The organism is Spirosoma agri (assembly GCF_010747415.1).
Classification (GTDB): Bacteria; Bacteroidota; Bacteroidia; order Cytophagales; family Spirosomataceae; genus Spirosoma; species Spirosoma agri.
In genome coordinates, this window is record NZ_JAAGNZ010000002.1 from 538941 (window position 1) to 561894 (window position 22954).

General features: G+C 52.9%; 13 protein-coding genes. 5 read left to right on the forward strand and 8 right to left on the reverse strand.

Features of this window, described 5'->3' with window-relative positions; translation table 11 throughout:
- Positions 1–19 precede the first annotated feature (19 nt).
- From GK091_RS18980 to GK091_RS18990, 3 genes are all read left to right on the forward strand, one after another.
- Positions 20–850, forward strand: a complete 831-nt coding sequence (locus tag GK091_RS18980; RefSeq protein WP_164041468.1) for a ThuA domain-containing protein — start codon at positions 20–22, stop codon at positions 848–850.
- A 71-nt stretch (positions 851–921) separates the two neighbouring features.
- On the forward strand, positions 922–1698 hold the full coding sequence (locus GK091_RS18985) for an SDR family NAD(P)-dependent oxidoreductase (protein WP_164041469.1): 777 nt from the start codon (positions 922–924) through the stop codon (positions 1696–1698).
- Positions 1699–1861: 163 nt separating this feature from the next.
- Positions 1862–2650 carry a hypothetical protein gene (locus GK091_RS18990; RefSeq protein ID WP_164041470.1) on the forward strand — a complete coding sequence of 263 codons (789 nt, stop codon included), beginning with the start codon at positions 1862–1864 and terminating at the stop codon, positions 2648–2650.
- A 106-nt stretch (positions 2651–2756) separates the two neighbouring features.
- Here the strand turns inward: GK091_RS18990 and GK091_RS18995 are convergent, their stop codons facing one another.
- From GK091_RS18995 to GK091_RS19020, 6 genes are all read right to left on the reverse strand, one after another.
- The gene (locus tag GK091_RS18995; RefSeq protein ID WP_164041471.1) at positions 2757–5120 is read right to left on the reverse strand and encodes an FAD-dependent oxidoreductase; all 2364 of its coding nucleotides are present in this window, start codon (positions 5118–5120) and stop codon (positions 2757–2759) included.
- A complete protein-coding gene (locus tag GK091_RS19000) occupies positions 5095–7146 on the reverse strand; it encodes a glycoside hydrolase family 2 protein (protein WP_317166325.1) in 2052 nt (683 codons plus the stop codon). Before GK091_RS19000 ends, GK091_RS18995 begins: the two co-directional genes overlap by 26 nt.
- Positions 7147–7241: 95 nt before the next feature.
- Positions 7242–8978 (reverse strand): sodium:solute symporter family protein, encoded by a 1737-nt coding sequence (locus GK091_RS19005; RefSeq protein ID WP_164041473.1) that lies wholly within the window; start codon positions 8976–8978, stop codon positions 7242–7244.
- 18 nt (positions 8979–8996) lie between these two features.
- Complete coding sequence (locus GK091_RS19010) at positions 8997–11531, reverse strand: glycoside hydrolase family protein (protein ID WP_164041474.1); 2535 nt, start codon at positions 11529–11531, stop codon at positions 8997–8999.
- 127 nt (positions 11532–11658) lie between these two features.
- Positions 11659–13134 carry a RagB/SusD family nutrient uptake outer membrane protein gene (locus tag GK091_RS19015; RefSeq protein ID WP_164041475.1) on the reverse strand — a complete coding sequence of 492 codons (1476 nt, stop codon included), beginning with the start codon at positions 13132–13134 and terminating at the stop codon, positions 11659–11661.
- A 121-nt stretch (positions 13135–13255) separates the two neighbouring features.
- Positions 13256–16288 (reverse strand): SusC/RagA family TonB-linked outer membrane protein, encoded by a 3033-nt coding sequence (locus tag GK091_RS19020; protein WP_164041476.1) that lies wholly within the window; start codon positions 16286–16288, stop codon positions 13256–13258.
- A gap of 275 nt (positions 16289–16563) precedes the next feature.
- Between GK091_RS19020 and GK091_RS19025 the strand changes: the two genes are divergently transcribed.
- A complete protein-coding gene (locus GK091_RS19025) occupies positions 16564–17577 on the forward strand; it encodes a LacI family DNA-binding transcriptional regulator (protein ID WP_164041477.1) in 1014 nt (337 codons plus the stop codon).
- Between the two features lie 31 nt (positions 17578–17608).
- On the opposite strand, the gene GK091_RS19030 is transcribed toward GK091_RS19025, so the two are convergent.
- Positions 17609–19084 carry an APC family permease gene (locus GK091_RS19030; RefSeq protein WP_164041478.1) on the reverse strand — a complete coding sequence of 492 codons (1476 nt, stop codon included), beginning with the start codon at positions 19082–19084 and terminating at the stop codon, positions 17609–17611.
- A 441-nt stretch (positions 19085–19525) separates the two neighbouring features.
- Here GK091_RS19030 and ubiG point away from each other — a divergent pair, with 441 nt between their 5' ends.
- Positions 19526–20344, forward strand: a complete 819-nt coding sequence (gene ubiG, locus GK091_RS19035; RefSeq protein ID WP_164041479.1) for a bifunctional 2-polyprenyl-6-hydroxyphenol methylase/3-demethylubiquinol 3-O-methyltransferase UbiG — start codon at positions 19526–19528, stop codon at positions 20342–20344.
- Here ubiG and GK091_RS19040 read toward each other — a convergent pair whose 3' ends face one another.
- Complete coding sequence (locus tag GK091_RS19040) at positions 20345–22708, reverse strand: glycoside hydrolase family 20 protein (protein WP_164041480.1); 2364 nt, start codon at positions 22706–22708, stop codon at positions 20345–20347.
- Between the last annotated feature and the right edge of the window lie 246 nt (positions 22709–22954).

The window sequence follows — 22954 nt, forward strand, 5'->3', positions numbered from 1 at the left end:
AAGCCCGTTCGAAACAGCCATGAATCGCTATAGCCTACTTCTATTTTTTATCCTGATCAGCGTACGTGCCAGCTGGGCGATGGACGACAAGGTGAACTGGAAAAAAGTCAGGGTGCTGGTCTATATGAAAAATGGGAAAGGCTACGTCCACGACAATATTCCGAATGCGGTTTTGTGCATTCAGAAACTCGGACAGCAGCATGGCTTCACGGTCGATGTGTCGGATCAGCCGGGCGTTTTTACCGAAAATAATCTGGCACAATACACCGCGCTGATCTTTCCGAGTACCAACAACGATGTGTTCGATACCGACGCGCAGCGGCTGGCTTTCCGACGCTACATCGAAGCGGGTGGTGGCTTTGTCGGCATCCATTCCGTGATGGGAACGGAGCGAAACTGGACTTGGTTTAAGCGGATGCTCGGTGGCACGTTTGCCTGGCATCCCCGTTTTCAGAAACTCCGGTTGACCGTTATCGACACAAAACATCCATCCATGCAGGGACTACCTAAAACGTGGGAAAAGGAAGACGAGTGCTACTTTGCGAAGGACATGTCGCCCGGCCCGACAGTTGTGATGGTGTACGACCTGACCGCACTGGATCAGACCGAAAAAGAGAAGATAAAAACGTTCGGTGGCTCATACACCGAGGTATACCCAGCGGCCTGGTTCTATCATTTCGATGGAGGACATACGTGGTGTACGGCCCTCGGTCACGACAAAAAAGATTACGAAGACCCCACGTTTACCCAACACATTTTTCAGGGATTGCGCTTCGTGGCCAGTCAGGTGAAAAAAGTCGATTTCAGCAGAGCCTATGCCGATTCGAGGGATACACCGATTCGGTATTAGAACACGGTTGTATAGCAACCATATCATTACAAGTAACTTACATCGGTGCTAAGCCATTATTAACGAATAGAATGGAACAACGAACTACCTATCAGACCGTTTTCTCGCTCGACGGAAAACTGGCCCTCATTACCGGTGGCGGTAGCGGCATTGGCTTCGATATTGCCCGCTGCATGGTCGAGGCCGGTGGTCGGGTGGTGATCACGGGCCGTCGGGAACAGCCGTTGCAGGACGCTGTGGCAACGCTGGGCGAAAACGCGCATTACGTTGTCAATGACGTGACAGCCCGCGAGTCGCTGGACGGTCTGGTCGAAGAAATTGAAACGACGCATGGACCCATCGATATTCTGGTCAACAATGCGGGTGTCAATATGAAAAAGCCGGCTTTGGAGGTTACTGACGAAGATTTCGACCGGATCGTTCACACGAATCTAAACTCCGTTTTCAGCTTGACCCGTGCCTGCGCTCAGCGGATGATGGCTCGCAAACGTGGCTCGATCATCATGATTTCGTCGATGGCGGCCTATTACGGGATCGACCGGGTGGTGGCGTATGCGGCTTCTAAATCGGCGGTAGAAGGCATGGTCAAGGTACTGGCGTCGGAATTTTCGGGCAATGGGGTGCGTGTCAATTCGATTGCGCCGGGCTTCATTGAAACGGCGATGAGCAAAACGGCGATGGGGGGCGATCCGGACCGGTTTGCCCGTGCCATGCGCCGAACCCCGATGGGTTATTTTGGCAAGCCTGACGACATTGGGTGGGCCGCCGTTTTTCTGGCCTCGGAGGCTGCCAAGTACATCACAGGCGTGTCGTTGCCGGTAGATGGTGGCAACTCGATTGGCTTTTAGGGGAACCTGTCATCGAAGAAGCGTAACTCGATAGAAGTCCATCTATTAACAAGTAGGCCGTATTGCCGAAAGCAGCGAAGTCGTACCAAAAGCAGTTGCAAATGAGTGGATTAATGCCATTGATGCGAATTAGTAATACCCCGTACTACTCAGACATTATCGTATGAAGCAACTAGTTTTAGTATATCGTATAGCCCTGCTTTGCCTATTTAGCATACCGGTGATTCCGTCGCTGGCTCAGACGGCCTTACCCGAGCAAACGTATACCTACCTGATCTACCATAAGTTATCACCCGGGTTGACCATACAGGATGCATTGCCCGTTGAGCGCGAATGGCGTGCCATCAATCAGGCGGCAGTGGACGAAGGTAAACTCATTGGCTGGTACATGATGGTCAAGCAGATGAGTTCGGATCCGAACGCGGAGTACGATTACATAACTGTGATCGTTTCACCGGAAATGAACATGAAAGGGGCATCACCAGAGGCTATGAAAAAGATCTACGGCGATAGCGTGCAGACCCGCATGACCAGTCTGCAAAACCGGGATCGCGCGACGGCCCCGGTCGTGAAAATGGAAATCTGGAAAACCATGATTGCTTCCTTTGGCTCCGGTTTTGCTCCCGAAAAGTCACCTCTGCTGCTGGTCGATTTTATGAAGCCACGTGATTCATCCAATAAATGGATGGTCTTCCCACCGTTAATGCAATTCTACCGCGAAGGAATGAAACGCAACGAACTGCTCGGGGGAGGACTTTCGGGATTGGTCGTCCCGAATGGGAGTGAAAAAGGCTATAGTATGCTTTCATTCCAGAACGTGACCAGTTTGAATGTGATCGATGATGCAACCTCCGAAGTCGTAAAGCTGCGGAATCAATTCAATAGTTCACTAGACATCGTACGGGAAGAGGTTCTACGCGCTATGGAATACACGAAAAGACCCGCAAAGTAGTCGTCCGGGAAACATTGACTGGGTACATTGGTGATCGAGCTTGCTTACGTTAACCACCAATGTACCCAACTCGCTACTTGATCTGACATATACTTTACCACAGCAATCACGCATAAACCCGAACCTCCATCAGCGCAGCCGGAGCTGCTCCATTCATGGCTTTTAGATGAATGGTTAGGCTACTGGTAGCGAGGGGCTGATCAAAGCGGATCGTGTTCCGGCTCTGGTGGTTTTCGGTTTGGTGAAAAATTCGTTCGTTCTGGTCGTTGCAAAGTACATACTCCCGAACGCAGAACGGGGAGGCCGTTTCGGGATGAATCATGATCACCGATTCGAGCGGGTGGTCGAAATCCGTATCGAAAAACAATTCGACGCGCCTGATTTTCTTCTTTTCTGCCCAGTGGAGCGTGATTGTCGGGTCTGTATCGGTCGGGGAGGCCACCCAGGCGTTCGGTTGGTTGGTGGGACGCTGGATACCATTGCGGACGTTCTTGGCTTCGAACAAGCGAATGCCCGGCTCAATAGTCAGTGTGATGTTGTGACCTTTGGGTCGTCGTTCGGGGCACCAAAACTCAAACGTATCGACGCCGATGTCGTCGGTTGGTTCCTGTTTTCCGTAGTTTGATACCGCCGGATTGGTCTTGTTGAACACCGATAAAACACCCGTTGCTCTCAACTGGCTGTACTGCAAACGAACAGCGTCATTCTTCAGGAACGTAACGAATACATATTCCGTCTGATCAAGTTGGGTGTCAAACGCTAACGGGATTTCCTGCTTCCCTTTGCGCAGCGGAATGGTCAACGTGTGTAGTGTTACATCCGGCGTATGGTTGCCCGGTTTATTACTTTTGCGCAGTTCCACAACCAGCGTTGTATCCTGATCAGCCGTCACGTAAGCCGTTAGTTTGGGAACCGGACCGGCTGAGAGGGGCAGCATCTGAGCAGCCGATTGTAGTAGCGGAACCAGCGGCCCGTCAGGCGGCAAACTGGTCAACATCAACTCGCTGGAAGCAGATACCTGCGCCTGTTGCGCCAAGTCATTATTGTCCAGTAGTTTAAGTCCGGGTATGTGATGCCCGATTTTTAGTAGTTCCTGCTGTAGAGACCGCACCGGCGGACCGGCAATCCCTTGCGTCTTCTGACCGGATGGTATTTGCTGACGCACATGAGACGCAAGGGATTGCCGGTCCGCCGGTGCGGTCTCTACGGATAGGTCGCGTGGTTTCAACCCGTCGCGGGTGCAGAGGGCGGCCGCCATACCCACGGCCTGACCGACATAAGCACTGGTACCCATCACCCGCGAGGAACCGAACGCGACGTGGGAGGCCGAAATGATACGGCCCGCTAGGAACAAATTGCTAATGTTTCGGGAATACAGGCACCGGTACGGAATCTGGTAAATACCCTTGCTGTGCCATTGGTTGCAGCCGGGTTTTTCGCTAAATACGCCATCAGCGGGGTGTAAATCGATGCTCCAGCCACCAAACGCGACCGCATCCGCATATTCGCGCTGCTCCACAATATCCTGCTGGCAGAGAATGTAGTCACCCTCGAACCGACGGCTTTCACGTTTGCCGGGTATGTGGCCGACCCATTCGAGCGTGAGCGTGTCGGCTTCGGGAAACTGACCCGAATTTTTGATGTGATTCCAGACGCCGTATACCACTTTCCACAACTCCCATTTGATCCGTTCCGTGTCGTGAACGGTGTCCAACCGCCCCCCATATTCGATCCACCACAATTGGCAGCCGTACTCCTGCGCATTGAACCGACGGTACCGGGGGATTTTGGTAATGTCATCCAGCGCGTAGGCCGGCGGAACGAAGCGAACCGGCCGACCCGTATCTTTTGTGTAGAAATAAAGCGAATGCCCCAGTAACTCACCGTATTCAGCCGAAGGGGCGAATTTTTCACCAAATTCTTCCGCTGATTCGGCACCCATCCGGAAGGCAGCACCAGCCTGAAAGCCTACGATTCCGTCGCCGGACGCATCGCAAAACAGGGGTGCTACCAGATCGTACATCGTGCTGTTCTGACTGCAAAACGCTTTCACGCTACTGATCGTGTCAGGCGATGATTTCTCTACTTCATACACGGCGGTGTTCAATAGAAGGGTGATGTTGGCCTCACCAATGACTTTTTCGAGGAGAATCGTGTCGAAAATCAGTGGATTGCCTTCGGGATTACGATACCAGTTTTCGAGTAACACTTCGTCAATGACACCACCTTCCCGCGCCCAGCGGTTGTTGTTACCCATGTGCGACGTAGCGCCCAGTACCCACAGCCGTACTTCACTTGATGCGTTGCCGCCCAGCACGGGACGATCCTGCACCAGCAGCACGCGAATGCCAGCCCGAGCTGCTGTGATCGCGCAACATACACCCGATAAGCCTCCGCCTACTACAATCAGATCGGCATCGTGTCGGATGGTTTTTAAGGTTCGTTTATCGGTTGCTTGTTCGCGTATCATTCGTTAGATCAATCGTTTGCGTAAGAATAGTAAAGCCCGTCGGTTTCACAACGGCTACAGTAAGGGTCTTATCGAAGCCACGAACCGGAATCGTGAGATCGATGCGCTGGCCCGGTTGAAGGGCGAGCGTGCTTGTATGTACACCGTTGATGTTGAGCGTGTAGTTCTGTAGGGTATAGGCGGGGAAATCCGCTCGGGCCGTGACCTGAAGAATAAGCGAGTGAACACCTTCCGGACCGGGTTTCCAACTCGTTTTCTCGATAGTTACGGGTGCCATCTCGCGCTGGTAAGTCGCATACGCAGGCCGTTTGCCACGCTCAGGTCCGACCAGACCCCACGGACGATAGCCGTTCGGGTTGGTCCCCTGATGGCGGCTTTGGTAATCGTTGAATGACCACCACGACGCACCAATGACGTAGGGCCGCTTCCGAATCTCCCGAACTACGTTCTCAACATCGGCAATCTGCCCGGCTTCGCCCGTTTCGGTATCGGCCCGACGTCCCCATTCGCTGATCAGAATGGGCTTATCCGGGTAGAGCTGGTGAATATGATCCAGCGCTTTGGCATGGTTTCCGTACGTATTCGTCGAGACAAAATCGCAGTACTGGCTCGCTTCATCCTCCGGTTTTTTGGGGAGAATATTCAGCCGCATGGACGCGAACGTATAAAGTCGGGTAGGATCGAGGGTGCGGGCGAAGGCGATCATGTCTTTCGTCCACCGTTGACCGGAGGGCGTTTCCGACAGATATTCGTTCCCGACGCTGTAGGCAATGATGCTGGGGTGACTCCAGTCGCGCTCGGCCATTTCGCGGAACTGCTGCTGGAACTTTCGGCGAATGGTGTCATTATCCATCTGCTTTTGCGTCAGTTGCCAGTTACCCGCTTCCGAAATGATCAACATGCCGTTGCGGTCGGCCCAGTCGTAAACGGCTTCGCTGGGCGTGTAATGCGTCAGGCGGTGAAATTCCATCCCCGCTTCTTTCATCAGCCGCAGATCTTTCTCGATAAGCCAGTCGGGTTCCATTGATCCCAGACCCGGATAATCGACTACGCGGTTACCACCCGCCACTTTGATGGGCTGACCATTCAGGAGCAGCTGCGCGTTTCGAACTTCAACCTTCCGAATACCGAAGTTCGTCGTTGTTGTGTCGACTCCTGCAACAACCTGTATCGCATAAAGCGTTGGCTGATCAACACGCCAAAGGGCCACATCAGCCGCCTTAAGAGTCGTTTCGGCTTCCAGAATGGCCGTTTGATTAGGACCGATAGCACCAGTGCTGTTCTTCCACTTTAGCATCAGCGTTTTCGCTCCCTGTCTGATCTGGTACTGAATGGATGGGGTAACGGCCTGACCGGATGCGTTCCGGATGCGGGTTTTGACCGTTACGACGGCGCTACCTTTCGCCCGTGATCCGGGGTTCAGATCGGGAGTGGCTTCTACTTTCAGATTCTCTACGTACACATCCGGCTCCACGGTTAAGTAAACCGGACGAACCAATCCTCCGTAGTTCATCCAGCCGGGAAACGGATCATTTGGCCGACCATTGTCTTTGGCCCCCGGAATACTGCCCGGTAGCCAGGTGTTATTATTGACCGAAATCGCCAGATTATTTTCCGTGTCGCCAGTTAAGAAGTCCGTCACGTCAACGCTGAACGGCGTGTAGCCCCCCTCGTGCGACGTGACTTTTTTACCGTTGAGCCATACGACGGTCGTATAGTAAGCGCCATCAATATGCAGCAGCACGCGTTTTTTGGCAGTTGGTTGCCAGGTAAACGTACGCCGGTACCAGGTTGTACCTGTGTAAAACTGATACCGCGGATCGACCGAAAAGCAATGCGGGACGTTGACCTTATCCCAGCCGTTGGTCGGTATTTTTGTACTAAACCATTCTTCCGCTTCGCCAACGCCAACCGGATCGAGCGCGAACCGCCATTCACCATGCAGCGGAATGGCTTTCGGATCGCGAATGGAATATTGGGCCTGTACTGAACCGCTCAGGCCAGTTAGCAAAATCAGGCTGTACACGCAACTAAGTGCTGTTAATGTTACACGAACGTTGGTCCGTATGGCACGCGTGAGTTGATGGACACGGACTAAAGTCCGTGGTACGTTGGTTCCTATCATTCGGTGATTTGTTCGTTAACAGGTGTGTTAATTGGAGCCGTAGCAACGACGCGCGATGCCCGCCAGGGAATTAGGGCCGCCAGTAAAACGACCCCTGCGATGGTTGCGGTGATGCCTGCGCCCGTGGTTGTCAGGAAACTTAACCCGAACAGCATCACGGCCGTGAAAACCAGCGATCCGGCAATGACCTGTAGACCGAACCGATTTTGTTTTTTGACTTCAACGGCTTCGATCGCCAGTTCGGTTTGCGCGTTAACTGTCTGTGCATCATCCCGCTTCTGCTGCCGGGCCACCAGATAGCGGTAATAGGCATCGGCCATTCGACCCTGCGAGCGTGCCCAAAGCTCATAGCCGAGCAGCAGCAATAGCGGTATGCCCATGCCAATCGCCGTTTCCCAGGCACGCGTCAGCTTATAATCGAAAAGAATCGGTAAAAGAATTTTGGCGAATAGATTGACTGACAGGCCAATGCCCGTGATCCAGAGCGTAGCGCGGCTGGTCAGGCGTTTGGAAAACAGCGCCCAAAGGGGAGGAGCCAGCAATGGTCCGCCCGAAATAGCCGAAATACTCAACACAACTTCAACGATGCCGCCTGCCGCCGGAACCAGCAACGCAATGCCGATCATGCCCAGCCCGAATACCCACGACGAGCCACGAGCCACCCGAATCAGTTGTCTGTCAGAAGCAGCGGGGTTGATCAGTCCTTTGTAAATATCGTTCGTAAAAACGGCGGATACGACATTCAGCGCGGTGTTGGCGCTGGCCGAGGTGGAAAAATACATACCGGTCAGCATCAGGCCCAGCAGGCCGGGCGGCAACACGAGCTGGCATATTTTCAGATAGGCGTTCTCCGTGTCCAGTCCTACCAGCCCCGGATTGATGGCTTTGTAGATCATGGGCGGCATCATCCAAATGATCGGACTGATGAGGTAAAGACCCGCGAACAGAAACGCCACTTTTCGCGCTGATTTGGGACTGTCTACGCTGGTGTAACGTTGCACGAATGTCCAGTTGCCGCCAATGTACGCAATGTGATAGAGGACAAACGCCAGGACGAAGCCAATGGTGTACTCGCCGTTGAGCAGATTGAAAAAGTCGTCCGGCACTGCTTTTGTAAACCCGTCGAAGCCACCGACCCGATCCAGTGATAGCGGTAACAGAATGAACACAGCCGCCGATAAGACCACAAATTGCAGAATATCCGTGACCATCACGGCCCATAAGCCACCCACGGCGGTATAAGCGATCATGAACAGACCCAGCCCAATGGTGCAGGGAACCAGCGGCAGATTGAGCGACGAACTAACCAGCTTGGCAACCGGATACAGCACTGATCCTTTGATGAAAACGCTGACCAGCGTAAAAATGAAAATGTATACTTTCTGAACCGTTAAGCCAAGTCGTTCGCGAATGAACTCAGCCGCCGTCAACGCGCCAGCCGCTTTCCAGCGCGGGGCAAGGTACAGGCCCGTAACCAATGCACCAATGCACATAGTCCATTGAATCGTGATGGCGACCCAGCCGTATTTGTACGCAATCGATCCCCAGGCTACGAACGTTCCGGCGGAGAAGAAGCTCATGAACAGCGACAGGCCACCAATGAACCAGGGTACGGCCTCGCCACCCGCAAAAAACGATTTCAGATTACGTCCCGTCCGGGCAAAGAGCATGCCGATTCCCAGCACAAAGGCAGAGAACAGGACGATGACGGCGGTATCAATGGTTGTGTTCAAGAGTAGGTAAATTAGCGATTATAAATCGTTGTCTTTAATGGTAACGACGTCGATCCCAAAGGCGGGCAATTGCTTCGAGATAGCTTTTTTGCTTTTAGTAGTTAGTTGACAATCAGAGGACTGTGCCCGGTTGTTTAACAAGATAACAAACAACTTTCTACCATTCACGGATTTAGCCAGCAGGTAATCGATCGACGGGTTATTGATCTGGACGGCGTTCTCGTCAATGACCAGATTCGCTTTTTCGCCGTTCACTGTTCCCGGTGCGAACCCGTACGTTTGGTGAGGTCCTACCTTGGGCGTCACAAAGCCACGGGGAAAGGTCACTTTGCCACCGGAGCGTAGCTCTGCTTCGGCCATCAGGTAGTCGGTGAGCCAGCCGATTTGCCACCAGGCATGGTGCGGATACGGTCCGGATCCTTTGTTCATGGCCTGCCAGTAGTACGAGGCAACGCTGGTTTTGGGATCGACGAAGGCATCGCGTCCGATAGCGCCCGAACGGGCCATGTCCGCAAAAATTGGTTCCCTGGTCAACCCGTACATCCGAATAAACAGACCGGCGTGGCTGCACAATTGAATGGGACCGTGGCGGGTTGCCGAACCAAAAATACCGCCGTGTTCGAAGCTTAACCCCGTTTGGCTGATCTCCCAATCTTCGCGCTGCATTCCATTGACGGTTTTAAGTTGATGGCTGGCAATGGGATGGGTATAAATCGAGGTGGTATAAATTTTGGCCGCTGTGATTGCTGCTTCTTTGTAGCGGGCGTCGCTGGTCAGATCATACAAATCCAGAAAGGCCTGCGCCGATTGACCGGTAGCGAAGTCAGGCGCATACCGGGCATCTCCACAGACGCCCAAAAAACTCCCCGTCTCAACGGCGTTTTTGATGAGCCAGTCAGCCCCTTTGCGGGCGGCAGCGAGGTATTTTGGATCGTTCAAAACACGGTACGCCACAATCAGGCCGTAGAACGTTGGTCTGAGATCCTGAATGTCGTTGAAAATTTCCTGTTCTGAGTGACGATCATACGCAACGGCCCAATGACCGTCCGGTTTCTGCCAGGTCAGGAGCCGGTCAGCACCAAGCCGCAAGCGTTCTTTTAGCTCGGTGTTCGCTGGCTCGAATAACAGCATATTGCCAATGTCGAGCATCGTATAGTACGTCAGCCCAATCGGTTCGACGACTTCGCCCCATTCTTCAACGAACTTATGGGCTTTTGCCAGATAATATTGGCCTTCGGGCGCGCCCTTGAAAAAGCTGTTACCCGTTTCCTGCTGAGCCAGCTTGAAATTCTCGGCGTAGGGAAGAACATTTTTCGTTAGCAACGAATCGCTGGTAGCTGTGGCCAGCATCCACATGGCTCCGTAGTCAGAATTCTTCATCGCGTCTTTGTTCGATCCGACAACTCCGCCCAGGTAGGACTGTGCTCCTATCTTTTTGCCGTCGAACTCTTCGATGTTCCACAAGGACGTTTTCGGATCGGTCAGGTAGTGGTGCATTTTCGTGATGCGGTCGGTCAGCGATTGTTTGCTCTGCCGCAAGGCCACGGATTCCTTGAACTGGTAGATGTCATAGACCGCGTGGTTGAGCGCTTTAAACCAATCGCCATCGGTGAGACTGTAACGGAAGCTATAACTGATGGACTCACCCGACTGCAACCGCGATTTCGGTTCACCCAACACTGGATAATAGAGCGTTGGTGACAACTGGGCTTTGCGGTTCATATGCGACAGGCCGACGTTCCAGTCCGTTTGCGTGATTTTATCAGTCGCCCACGGATCACGCGCCAAACCCGGTTCGGGAATAACGGAAAGTGTAACCCCATTCTTGGTGCTCACCATCGGCGAAAGCGTACTGGCACACCGTTCGCGATAGATGACCGGCAGCGAGGGGATGCCGTGCCCATAGGCGTAGGCCAGCGCGAAGTTGGGCTGAATTTTGTTGCCCTGAAAATAGCCCGGTACCGTTGCCCAGGACATATCCTGCGTTGAAATAGTGGCAAGCGTCGGGCTGGCGAGTGAGAAATAACCAGCCTTTTTCGGCGTAATCGTCTGGTTGACGATGATGTCAGACGCGAACGTTGGGTCCAGCGTCCATTCCGAAACAATCGTAGCGACGTCGGTTTCCTGACTAAAAACAACCGTGTTCTTCGTTCGCTGCTCGGCTTTCTGCGGAAAAAAATGAATGGCTTTCCCGGCGGTGTTGAGCGAAACGGGATTGGTGCTTTCCGCCCATTGAACCTGCTGGTAATGGTATTTTTCGCCGGGGAAAACGGTGCCCGTACGATCCTTAAACGTCGTATCGGGCTTCTCATTAGGTTTTTCGGCTGCGTAAAGCAATGTCGTTTCACCGGATGGTATGCCTACGTTTTGCCAGCGGTCACCTTTACGGATCTGAAGCTGTTTTTCCTCGAAGCCACGAGCCGTTTTGGCCCAGACAAGGCGAATCCGACCGTTGGTTAGGTGCGGTGAAGTCGTTTGCGCGTTTACCGATATGGCCCCGAACAAAGTGCAGGCTGTCAATAGATAAACAGCGGTTAAGGATCTGATCTTCATAGCGGTTGTCAAAGCTATTTTCTTCGGTTTTTGTTATCGCCAACAGGAAGGGAGGTTCTCCTCACCGCCCCAACCCTCTCCCCCGCAACGACGGACCGTCCAAAATGGGAGAGGGCCTACAGCAACTTTACTTCCAGGCCGAATTTTGGTCAAGTTTCGGATTTGCGTTTAGCTCGTCCTGTGGGATGGGGAAGTATTTGTTCTTCGCCGTTACGTTGCGGACTGGATAAACGGCGTTGACCGCTTTGGGAATGACCGTCAGGAATTTGCCCGTGCGGGTGAGGTCATACCAGCGGTCGCCTTCGGCAAAAAACTCCCACGCCCGTTCCTGAATAACGGCATCGACAAACGCATCTTTCGACAGGCCCGTTGGTAAGTCCGTCAGTCCGGCCCGCTTCCGAACGGTGTTAATATAGCCGTAGGCCAAAGGGGTAGCTCCGTTCAGGCGGCCTTCGGCTTCGGCAGCGATCAGGTACATATCGGCCAGTCGTAGAATCGGAATGTTCGGAATCAGATTCTGCGTCGAAATGGGATCCTGGTATTTCTTGATCAGTACGCCGTCGGTCGTGATAGGCGTCACGCTCCGTTGCGGAATGGTTTTGCCATTTTTGTCCACATAAGTTGTGTCGAGCAGCAACCGGCGCTTATCCTGCGGGTTAAACGAATTGTAAAAGGACTGATAGGCGAACATTGACCCGAACGTCGTTCTGCCGTATTCGGGTCCGGCGCTGGCGGGTGGGCCACACAGACCCGTCAACTGGTGCGACCGACCCGGCGAAATCGGATCGACTTCATACGCCCACATGTTTTCGACGCGGGCCGCATCTTCCTGATCGTATTTATACACGTTGCGGACGTCTGACATCAGCGCGTATTTGCCCGACGTGATGACCGCCTGCGCTTTTTCGAGCGCTTTTTGCCAGTCCTCGTTGTACAAAGCCGCTTTCGCATAAAGCGCATTCGCCACTTCTTTGGCCGGACGACCTTTATCGACCGCCGGGTACGACGGCAAGCCGGCTGCCAGAGCCATGTCTAGATCGGCATAAATCTGTTTGTATACATCGGCTTTGCTGCTTTTGCCAACGATAGCGTCGGCCTGCGAATAGCTGGGGGTGGTCTTGATGGGTACGTCGCCGAAGTTTTTGGTGAGCATCCAGAGATAGAACGCCCGTAGGTAATAAGCTTCGCCGATGATCTGCTTTTTGCGGGTCTCGTCCATCACAGCTGCCGGAACTTTGGCAATGATCCAGTTGGCTTTTTCGATGCCGTCGTAACCGGATATCCAGATTTGCTGCGGAGATTCGTAGATACGGGAGTTACTCTTCTGCGTCGTGTAATTGACATCGTAGGTGAAGAGCGTCAGCGTGTTACGGCCTACGACTCCGCGTGGGTAAGTCTGATCGTCGCTAAAATCAGCGATCAAGGTACCGGCCGGACCGTTGTACATATCCGCAAATGGATCGTAGGCCGCGATGAGTCCTTTTTCGGCATCGGCTGCGGTTTTGTAAAACGCTTCGGTGTAGATGGATGAGTAGATGGTCTCGTCCAGTTCGCAGGCAGTCAGACCGACGGCGAGGAGTATAGGAATGAGTATTTTTTTCATTTGCTTAAAGAGCGAAAGAGTGCATGAGCGAAAGAGCGATTTGTCCCATCGGATAAAGAGTGATCGACGCATTTTGTGCTGATAGCCAGCCGCTCGTTCACTCAATCACTCTTTCACTCAATTAAAAGGTTACCTGAAGACCACCCAGGAATGATTTGGCTTGTGGATACACGAGATTGTCGATACCAATGGCGGTGTTTGATCCGGCGTAGGTGTTCACTTCCGGGTCGAAACCGCTGTAGTTCGTGATCGTGAACAGGTTGTTGGTGCTCACATACACGCGAACTTGCTGAAGTCCTTTGATTCGTGGCAGCGTATAACCCAGCGTCAGGTTCTTGCAGCGCAGGTACGAGCCGTCTTCAACCACCTGGCTGGTTATGGGCAGACGACCCGCCTGGAAACCACTCACGTACTGATTGCTTGGATTGGTGGCCGACCAGCGATTGGCAAGCCCTGCCAACTGGTTCCGTTGTCCTAAGGGCATTTCGAACGAAAGCCGGCTCGCGTTGTAAATGTCGTTGCCCTGAGAGCCCGACAGAAACAGGTTTAGGTCAAATCCTTTGAACGACAGATTGGTTGAAAAGCCATAAATAAACGCCGGATTCGGGTTGCCGGTAATTACCTGGTCAGCCGCCGAAATGACACCATCGCCGTTAATGTCTTTCACTTTCAAACCACCCAAACGACCGTCGTAGCCGGGTAGGATTGATTCGCCCGTCTGGTTGATGCCGTCGAAAACGTAGGTTTTAAAGACGCCCAGCGGCTGGCCAATGCCCAAGATCGAATAGGTCGTGATAAACCGCTCCTGCGTGGTCCCTCCATCCAGATCCAGTACCTTATTGCGGTTCATAGTCAGATTGCCGGACACGTTCCACTTCAGCGGACCATCCAGAACTCGGGCGTTCACGGCGAATTCCAGCCCCTTGTTTTGCAATGAGGCAAAATTGCCGGTAATCGTGCTATACCCCGAACTCAACGGCAGCCCTTTTACGTACAATAGATCTTTCGTCGTCTTTTGGTAGGCATCGATAATGAAGCTAATGCGGTTGTTAAACAGACCAATGTCAAGGCCGATGTCAGCCTGGGCCGATTTTTCCCAGCGCAGATCGGGGTTGGCGATGCCCGATGGATTGATACCGGTTATGTAGGCGTGGTTGATATTGTAGTCACTCCCCAAAGCCGCCACCGTTGCCAGCGATTGGTATGGGTTGAGACCACCCGCATTTCCGGTAATACCGTAGCTACCGCGTAGTTTTAAATCTGAAAGCCAGGAAACATTCTTGACAAACGGCTCCTCAATGATCCGCCAAGCTGCGGAAACGGCGGGGAACAAGCCATACTTGCGGTTTGCGCCGAACTTGCTTGAGCCATCGATCCGGGCGGTCAAATCCAGAAAATACTTGTCTTTGTAGCCGTAATTGATCCGGGCCAGGTACGAATCCAGGCGGGTACGGTTCCGGCTGCTGGAAACCGTACGGTTCAGGGCCAGTTGCAGGGCTTCGTTCTGGGTAGCATCGTTCGGGAAACCATTGGCGTTGATTTGATTGGAGTCATAGGCCTCCGACTGAGAAGCGACTACAGCCGTTGCTTTGACCGAATGGTGCTTGGCGAACAGAGTGCTGTACGTCAAGATGCTTTCGTGCAGTAGCGCCAGTCCATTGTTATTTATTTTAAATCCTGAACCCGAATTGTCGTTCAAATCGGACCGGTTGACGATCGAGCGGGGCGAATAGCCATCGCGCAGGCTGCTTTGCAGATCCGTATTGAACGAGGCCCGGTACGTTAGCCCTTTCAGAATGGTGAAATCGGCGTAGAGATTGATGAGCGTTCGTTTGATGGCGTTCCGGTTCAGGACGCTGGCGAAGTTAAGCGGATTGGTAACTTCCCGATATTGACCACCGGCCTGCTCGCCGAAGGGGAAGAGCGAGCCATCCGCCCGGTAGGGGACCAGTGTTGGTGGTGCCCCAATGGCCGCGCCGAGGATGGAATTCGTCACGACGGGTGCGTCGCCGATCGCTTCAGAACCGGTTGTGATTCCCGAGTTGATGGCGTAACTGCCCAAAATGCTGGTGCCTATTTTGATCCGATCACTCACTCGATGGTCAACATTCAGCCGGTACGAATAGCGCTTAAAGGCCGAATTGATAATAATGCCGTCCTGATTAAAGTAATTAGCCGAAAGGGCCACCTGGGTTTTTTCGGTTCCGCCGTTGATCGACAACTGGTGGTTTTGGATGGGTGCCTGACGGAAAATGAGGCTTTGCCAATTTGTACCTTCGCCCAGGGATGCCGGATCGGGGTAGTAATTGTTTTTGAACACCTCATTTTCCAGTTGGCCAAATTGAGCCGCATTCAGAACCGGTAGTGTCTTGTTTACTTTTTGAACGCCATAGTAGCTCTCGACCGTTACGCGGGTAGCCCCCGTTTTGCCCCGCTTGGTCGTGATCAGTACGACGCCGTTGGCCGCCCGTGATCCGTAAATTGCCGACGCGGAAGCATCTTTCAGGATTTCGACCGACTCAATATCGTTCGGATTGATCGTTGACAGCGGGCTGACGTCATTGATGCCACCGCTATTGGAAATCTGAATCCCATCGACTACATACAGCGGTTCAGAGTTTCCATTGATCGAGTTCGTACCCCGAATCCGGACGCTGATGTTACCACCCGGAGCGCCGGTATTCTGGCTGACCTGTACCCCCGCCACCCGCGCCTGAAGACCCTGCGCCACGTTGGCCACCGGCGTCTGTACCAGGTCCGTGGACTTTACCGAAGCAATGGCACCCGTGGTTTCAATCTTACGCTGGGTTCCGTACCCAACCACAACCACTTCGTTTAGCGACCGGTCGTCGGACTGAAGCGTCAGGTCAATGACGGTGCGGTTGCCTACCGTGATGTCCTGCGAAACATAACCAATAAACGAAAAGGTAAGGACTGCCGATGAGGTCGGTACGTTGGGTAACGAATACTGACCATCTGCGTTGGTGGTTGTACCCCGCTGGGTGTTTTTCAGAATAACGCTGACACCCGGTAAGGCACTACCGTCTGCCCCCGTTACGCGTCCACTGACAGTACTGCTCTGCGCTAACACAACCGCGACCGATGTTAGGGTTGTAAGGACAAGGCATACTACGAAACGTATTCTTTTTTTCATAAGGGTAATTATAGGAATAGTTTAATTTTTGGTCTTCAGGTCGTCGATTCGCTTTCTGGCAACTAACTGAAGATAAAAGAGGGTGTATGCGCTTAAATGAGCTGTTTGACCACGAATTGATTGAATTTCCGGCAGGAAATGCCTTATGTCAAGAAAAACTTTACTTATTTTCCTGGGAACATTCCCAATTTAAATTGGGAATGTTCCCAGGAAAATAGAGATTTATGGACTGGGCTTTGGCCGGTATTATCGTTACTTAAGAAAAGTACAATTTTATGCAGCAGCATCTAACTACGATCATTGATATTGCCCGTCAACTGGGAATATCCAAATCCACCGTTTCGCGGGCGTTGACGGGTCATCCAAATGTGAATGCGAAAACACGCCAGCGGGTGCTGGAACTGGCCGAGCAACTGGACTACCAGCGTAATCAACTGGCCATTTCGCTGCTAACCAATCAGACCCGTACGGTGGGCATCATGGTGCCGGAATTTATCAGTTTTTTCTTCCCGAAAGTGATCATTGGCGCACAGGAAGTGCTGGCGGAAGCGGGTTATAACGTGGTGATTTGCCACTCAAACGAATCGTACGAAACCGAAGTCGCAAATGCCAAAGCGTTACTGGCCAGCCGCGTCGATGGACTGATCGTGTCGCATACGAAAGAAACCCGCAACTTCGATCACTTCCGGATTTTTCAGCGGAAGGGTGTGCCGGTGGTCTTCTTCAACCGCGTGTGCGAGGATATGGATGTATCGAAGGTGACGGTCAATGATTATGAGGGTGCTTTTCGGGCGGTGGAACACCTGATCCAGACTGGTCGGCGACGGATTGCTCACCTTGCAGGGCCCGACAGTTTACCCAATAGCCGCGACCGGCTCAATGGCTATCGTGATGCGCTGCGGCAGTATGGTATCGCCGAAGAATCGGAACTGATCATTTCGTATGATCTGACCCTGGAGAAGGCCAATATTTACGTGAATCACCTCCTGAATCTGGCCCAGCCGCCCGACGCTTTATTTACCATCAATGACCCGACGGCTATTGAAGCGTTGAAAGTGATCAAAAGCCGGGGACTGCGCATTCCCGACGACATTGCCATCGTTGGATTCAGTAATGACCCGATTTCGGCCTTGGTCGAGCCGAGCCTGACAACGGTATCACAGCCCGTCAGCGAAATCGGGCAGCAGGCGGCTACGCTACTGATGGAGCAAATGACCGATAAAGATCACAGCAAACCGCCCCGCACAATTGTACTGGAAACGCAGCTTATTGTACGGGGATCATCGTAGCAGGTAGGTAGTCCAAATTATGGGCGAAACGTTATTTGTTGCGCGTGCTCAGGTAATACACCGGAATACCGAGTCCGGCGATCAGCAGGCCCATGCCCGTGTTGAAGGTTTTGGTATAGAGCAGAATGCCACAGATCGTCAGGGCAGCAATGACATAGAGCGCGGGAACAACCGGATATCCAAACGCACGATACGGACGCTCGGCATTCGGTTCGGTCCGCCGGAGTCGGAACAGGCCGGCAATCGTGACCATGTAGAAAAGCAGCGACGCAAAGGTGCAGTAATCAAGCAGATCGCCGTATTTACCGGACAAACAAAGGATCGACGCCCAGATGCATTGAAGCCACAACGCCCGACCCGGAACCGCATTTTCGTTCAGGTGGGATGCCTGCTTGATGAACAGCCCGTCTTTAGCCATAGCATAGTAGAGTCGTGCGCCAGCCAGAATCAGCCCGTTGTTACAACCAAAGGTCGACACCATGATCAGAACGGCCATGATGGCAACGGCTACATTGCCAAAAACCGTTTCGACGGCGGCTGTTGCTACGCGGTCGGCATCGGCAAACTGGATACCACGACCAACAATGTCTGTAGCCGTTGGCAAGCCTTTGAGGGGTAATAGGGAGAGGTAGGAAACGTTCGCCAGGAAATAGATCGTCGTCACAATGAGTGTACCGAAAAACAGAGCCAGCGGAATGTTTCGGCGCGGATTCTTAATTTCTCCGGCAATAAACGTCACATTATTCCACGCATCCGCCGAAAATAAAGACCCGATCATCGACGTGCCAAATGCTAAAATCAACGCCATGCCCGCCAACGGAATAACCTCGCCCGTTGCCGACGTACTGCTCGCATCCCAGGCGTTACTGAGGTTAGTCGATAGCAACCCACTGCTGAGTCCAATGGTAATACCGATCACAATCAATCCAAGCAAAGCGATCAGTTTGGCGGATGTGAACACGTTCTGAATCAGCTTGCCGCTTTGCACCCCCCGGCTGTTGAGCCACGTCAGCAGGACCAGACTCGAGATGGCGAAGAGTGATCCCAGCGTGATTTTGATGGGCCCCAGCGCCAGCAGGACATTGTCGGGGCCAAGGGCCGGAATAAACACCGCCGTATATTTAGTGAACGCAACGGCTACCGCAGCAATCGTGCCCGTTTGAATGACCGTAAACACCGTCCACCCGTAGACAAAACCCGTCAGGCGACCGTAGGCCCGCTGAATATAAATGTACTGTCCGCCTGCTTTGGGCATCATACCGGCCAGCTCCCCATAGCTAAGTGCAGCCGCCACCGTTAGTACGCCCGTCAAGACCCAAAGCATTAATAGCCACCCCGATGAGCCAAGATTACGGGCCATGTCGGCGGTAACGATGAACACCCCCGAGCCGATCATCGAACCTGAAACAATCAGGGTGGAGTCGATCAGACTGAGTGAGCGTTTGAATTCGGTTGGTTCGGAGGTTACGTCATCCGAGTAAAGCGTATTGGGTAGTTTGTCTGCCATGAAGAAGAGGATGTAGGCGCAAGAAGCGGCCCATTGCGCAAAATAACAAACCTTTACGCATAAAACCGCACCGTCTGACCGCTTAAAATTCTGTTGGTTTGCTGAATGGCAGAATTTATTTTGTGGGGGGTAACGGCCAAACGTCAGGAAAAGAATAGGTGCGGTCAAAAGAAAATTGTTGCCCCGAGTTACTGCTTAACGACCAATCTGATAACACAACTACGCCGGAATAAGGCCCAGAACGGGGAAGTCAGGAGAACACCAGCCAGAAAATTTGTTCTACAGACAGGCGTTAACAAACGTAATTCCGTCTGGTCTGCTAACGCGGAGATAGACACTGGATCAGCGACGATACCGAATTCGGGTAGTTACCGACTTCGCCATTCTTCAAACCCACATGTGCGGTCCAGGTAAAAAAGGCACTTTAGAAACTCAATCTATATGGCTCATTCTGCCAACACACACGCAGATCAATCCGATGGGAAACATTCCTATACCAACAATACTGTTTATGAGGCCGATCATGACATCTGGTGGCATCCTGACGCGTTGTTCTTCATGCTTAAAACCTCCGTCAACCCGGCGCGGATGGGTTATTTCAGTCGCATCGTGCAGCAACATTTGCCCGATGTCGCTGGTAAAACGTTGTTGGATGTTGGCTGCGGGGGAGGAATTCTGGCTGAAGCGTTTGCGAATCTGGGCATTGCCGTAACGGGTATCGATCCGTCCGCTTCAGCTATTGATACGGCTCGTCGTCATGCTGGTCAGGGGGGGCTATCCATCACGTACAGGACCGGAACGGGGGAACGGTTGCCATTTCCCGATGCTTCGTTCGACTTTGTGAGTTGCTGCGATGTACTGGAGCACGTTCAGGATGTCGATGCAGTGCTAATGGAAATCAGCCGCGTGCTAAAACCGGGTGGTTTCTTTTTCTACGATACCGTTAACCGGACCTGGCTAAGCTGGTTATTTCTGATCAAAGTTGCCCAGGACTGGAAACGATGGGCGTTCATGAAACCCAACCAGCATCTGTACCACCGATTTGTTAAACCCGACGAACTGCATCAGAAAATGGAGCGGCTGGGCCTGACGAACCAGGATACGCGCGGTATGGTCGCTGATTATCCTATACTGAAAACGCTTTACTGGCTCCGCAAGCGAACCTCCGGCGATTGGACATTCCGCGAACTGGGCGAACGAATGAAAATGCGCGAAGGGCGCGATACGAATTTTTGTTACATGGGCTGGGCAAGGAAATAGTTACCGTATTTCGATCTCATCGACCATAAGTTGCGCCGGTTTGCCGGGATTGCGTAAACCCGATGGCACCCGGCCAATATTTCGGGCAATGATGCGTACGTAGCGGGCAGTAGTGGGCGAAAAATCGAACGGGAGCCGGACAAATGCCCGCTTTCCTCCCTCGGCAGCATCGGTTTTTCTCGACAGGACCGGGGTAAATGTTTTCCCATCGTCCGAAACGGAAATCTCAACCTGTTTGGGTAGACAGATATTACGGGCGGTGTATTTAAGGAAGCCAACCCGAACGCTCGTTACGGACTGCGACTGGCCGAGATCGACAACCGCGTTGATGTCACTGATGAACGATACGACGCCCGCTATTTCGTAGCCGCCCATGCCGCCGGTAGTACCATCGGTCAGGCTGTAATTTTTGTCGGGTCTGCCCGTGGTTGGCGCAGTCAATAACGTATACGGTTTGCCCGTCGCTTTCGAGACAAGAAACTCTTTCTGCACTTTCGCCGGTCGACTGAGCGGTTTTCTGTCGGCGAATGCCGCTGTCCGGATGGTGGTCGTCTTATCCAGCACCAGCGGGTTACCGTACCGGGCCGACTCGCCGGAAGGGATGCTGCCATCGAGCGTGTACCGAATGTCCGGAACCTGGTTGCTGGCTGCTATCGTAATAGCAACTTTACCATCAGCCGTGGGTTTGGCCGAGAAGGAAGGATCATAAACTGTCCGGGAATAATTGACGTTCAGGGCGGCCAGGCGCTCGAAGTGAACGGGTAACCGCCGGGTAAAATCATCGTAATTTTTCTGGCTCAACGGTGTCCAGACCACCTCGGCCAAAGCAGCCGCCCTGGGCCAGACCATGTACTCCAACTGATCCGAAGTCTTGATGTACTCAGTCCAGACATTGGCCTGTGCACCCAGAATGTGCGTTGCTTCGCTGGGCGATAATTCGGGTGGAGTCGGGTTATACGAGTAGACCATAGCCAGCGGAAGTAAGCCGCCGAAACCGGTTGGTTCCTGGGCCGGATCGCCCTGAAAATGATCGAGGTAACAGAACTGGCCGGGTGTCATAATGACGTCGTGGTTCTGGCGGGCCGCCTGGATACCCCCTTTTATACCCCGCCAGCTCATTACCGTAGCGTTCGGTGACAACCGAATCGACGGGTTGTTCCCCTCCAGTATTTCGTCCCAGCCAATGATTCGGCGTCCTTTCGAGGTTACGAATTTATCGATGCGGTTGACGAAATAACGTTGCAGGCCGTTCTCGTCCTTCAGCCCTTCGCGCTTGATCAACTGCTGGCAAAAGGCACTTTTACGCCATACCGTCTTTGGGCATTCGTCACCGCCAATGTGAATGTATTTGCCCGGAAACAGGCCAATTACTTCCGTCAGCACATCCTGCAAAAACGAAAACGTCTTTTCGGTTGGACAGAATACGTCATCAAAAACGCCCCACTTCGTCGCTACCTGGTAGGACGTCGCGTTACAGCCTAATTCGGGATAAGCCGCTAAAGCCGCCAGTGCGTGGCCCGGTAGTTCGATTTCGGGCACGACGTTAATGTATTTCGACGCAGCATAACGCACGACCTCGCGTACCTCGTCCTGCGTGTAAAAACCGCCGTAGGGTTTGCCGTCAAAAACCTGTGGGTCGTACTCATCGTAATGCCCAACGATGGTTTCCCGTCGCTGCGAGCCGATCTGCGTCAGTTTCGGGTACTTTTTGATTTCGATGCGCCAGCCCTGATCGTCGGTCAGATGCCAGTGGAAGGTATTGAATTTGTGTAGCGCCATCAGATCAAGGTATTTCTTGATATAGGCAACCGAAAAGAAGTGCCGCCCGACATCAAGGTGTAGCCCCCGGTAGCTATAGCGGGGTTGATCCTGAATGCGGCAGGCCGGAATCATTAAGGTTGTTAGATTGGTGGCGGGTATCGGATGGCTGGCGGCCAGCGTTGTTGGGGGCAGTAGCTGATAGAGCGTCTGAACCGCGTAAAAAAAGCCTTTTGGCCCCGTTGCTTCGATAGTTACGAGCCTATCGGTGATGTCGATGCGATAGCCTTCCGCGCCGAGTGTCGTATCGGTAGATGACAGGAACTCGATCAGGTTTTCGGGCAGCGTCAGCTTGTTGCCGTTCCGAACGGGAATGGTTAGGCCGGTACTGCGACTGATGTGATGGGCGAACGTATCGACTATGGCTTTGACATCGGCCTGCGCGAATGACACGCCAATGATGGTCGTACGGCTGATGCTGAATTCACCGGCACGGGGTTCTAGTTGGGCAGGACGCGGAATAATTGTGTATCGCTCAACCGACTGGCTGAATGCAACAGGTAGCGGCAGAAGCAAGGCCACGACCAGAATGAGACGCTTTACCATAGAATCATGATCGGACGGCGGGAGAAAAGGAGTCTAGCCTGCCGTTTCAACGCGTAAAGGTAGATAAAGTGTATGTCTACACGTGTTCTCGTTACCCATGACTGGCTAATTTGGTCGTTTCCTGACACGAGCGATTTTGTTGATTACCCTTGATACTATACCCTCGAAGTGACCTGTGTCTGCGCCAGCAGGATAGCTTCTGTTCTTTCATTTTAAACCGAAAATTGCACGATGTACGCGCTGTTC

What these genes read in the sequence shown, in the direction of transcription:
- GK091_RS18990 (WP_164041470.1), top strand. Translation starts at nt 1,862, where the DNA reads ATGAAGCAACTAGTTTTAGTATATCGTATAGCCCTGCTTTGCCTATTT.
- GK091_RS19015 (WP_164041475.1), bottom strand. Translation starts at nt 13,134, where the DNA reads ATGAAAAAAATACTCATTCCTATACTCCTCGCCGTCGGTCTGACTGCC.
- GK091_RS19010 (WP_164041474.1), bottom strand. Translation starts at nt 11,531, where the DNA reads ATGAAGATCAGATCCTTAACCGCTGTTTATCTATTGACAGCCTGCACT.
- GK091_RS19025 (WP_164041477.1), top strand. Translation starts at nt 16,564, where the DNA reads ATGCAGCAGCATCTAACTACGATCATTGATATTGCCCGTCAACTGGGA.
- GK091_RS18985 (WP_164041469.1), top strand. Translation starts at nt 922, where the DNA reads ATGGAACAACGAACTACCTATCAGACCGTTTTCTCGCTCGACGGAAAA.
- GK091_RS19020 (WP_164041476.1), bottom strand. Translation starts at nt 16,288, where the DNA reads ATGAAAAAAAGAATACGTTTCGTAGTATGCCTTGTCCTTACAACCCTA.
- GK091_RS18995 (WP_164041471.1), bottom strand. Translation starts at nt 5,120, where the DNA reads ATGATACGCGAACAAGCAACCGATAAACGAACCTTAAAAACCATCCGA.
- GK091_RS18980 (WP_164041468.1), top strand. Translation starts at nt 20, where the DNA reads ATGAATCGCTATAGCCTACTTCTATTTTTTATCCTGATCAGCGTACGT.
- GK091_RS19030 (WP_164041478.1), bottom strand. Translation starts at nt 19,084, where the DNA reads ATGGCAGACAAACTACCCAATACGCTTTACTCGGATGACGTAACCTCC.
- GK091_RS19040 (WP_164041480.1), bottom strand. Translation starts at nt 22,708, where the DNA reads ATGGTAAAGCGTCTCATTCTGGTCGTGGCCTTGCTTCTGCCGCTACCT.
- ubiG (WP_164041479.1), top strand. Translation starts at nt 19,526, where the DNA reads ATGGCTCATTCTGCCAACACACACGCAGATCAATCCGATGGGAAACAT.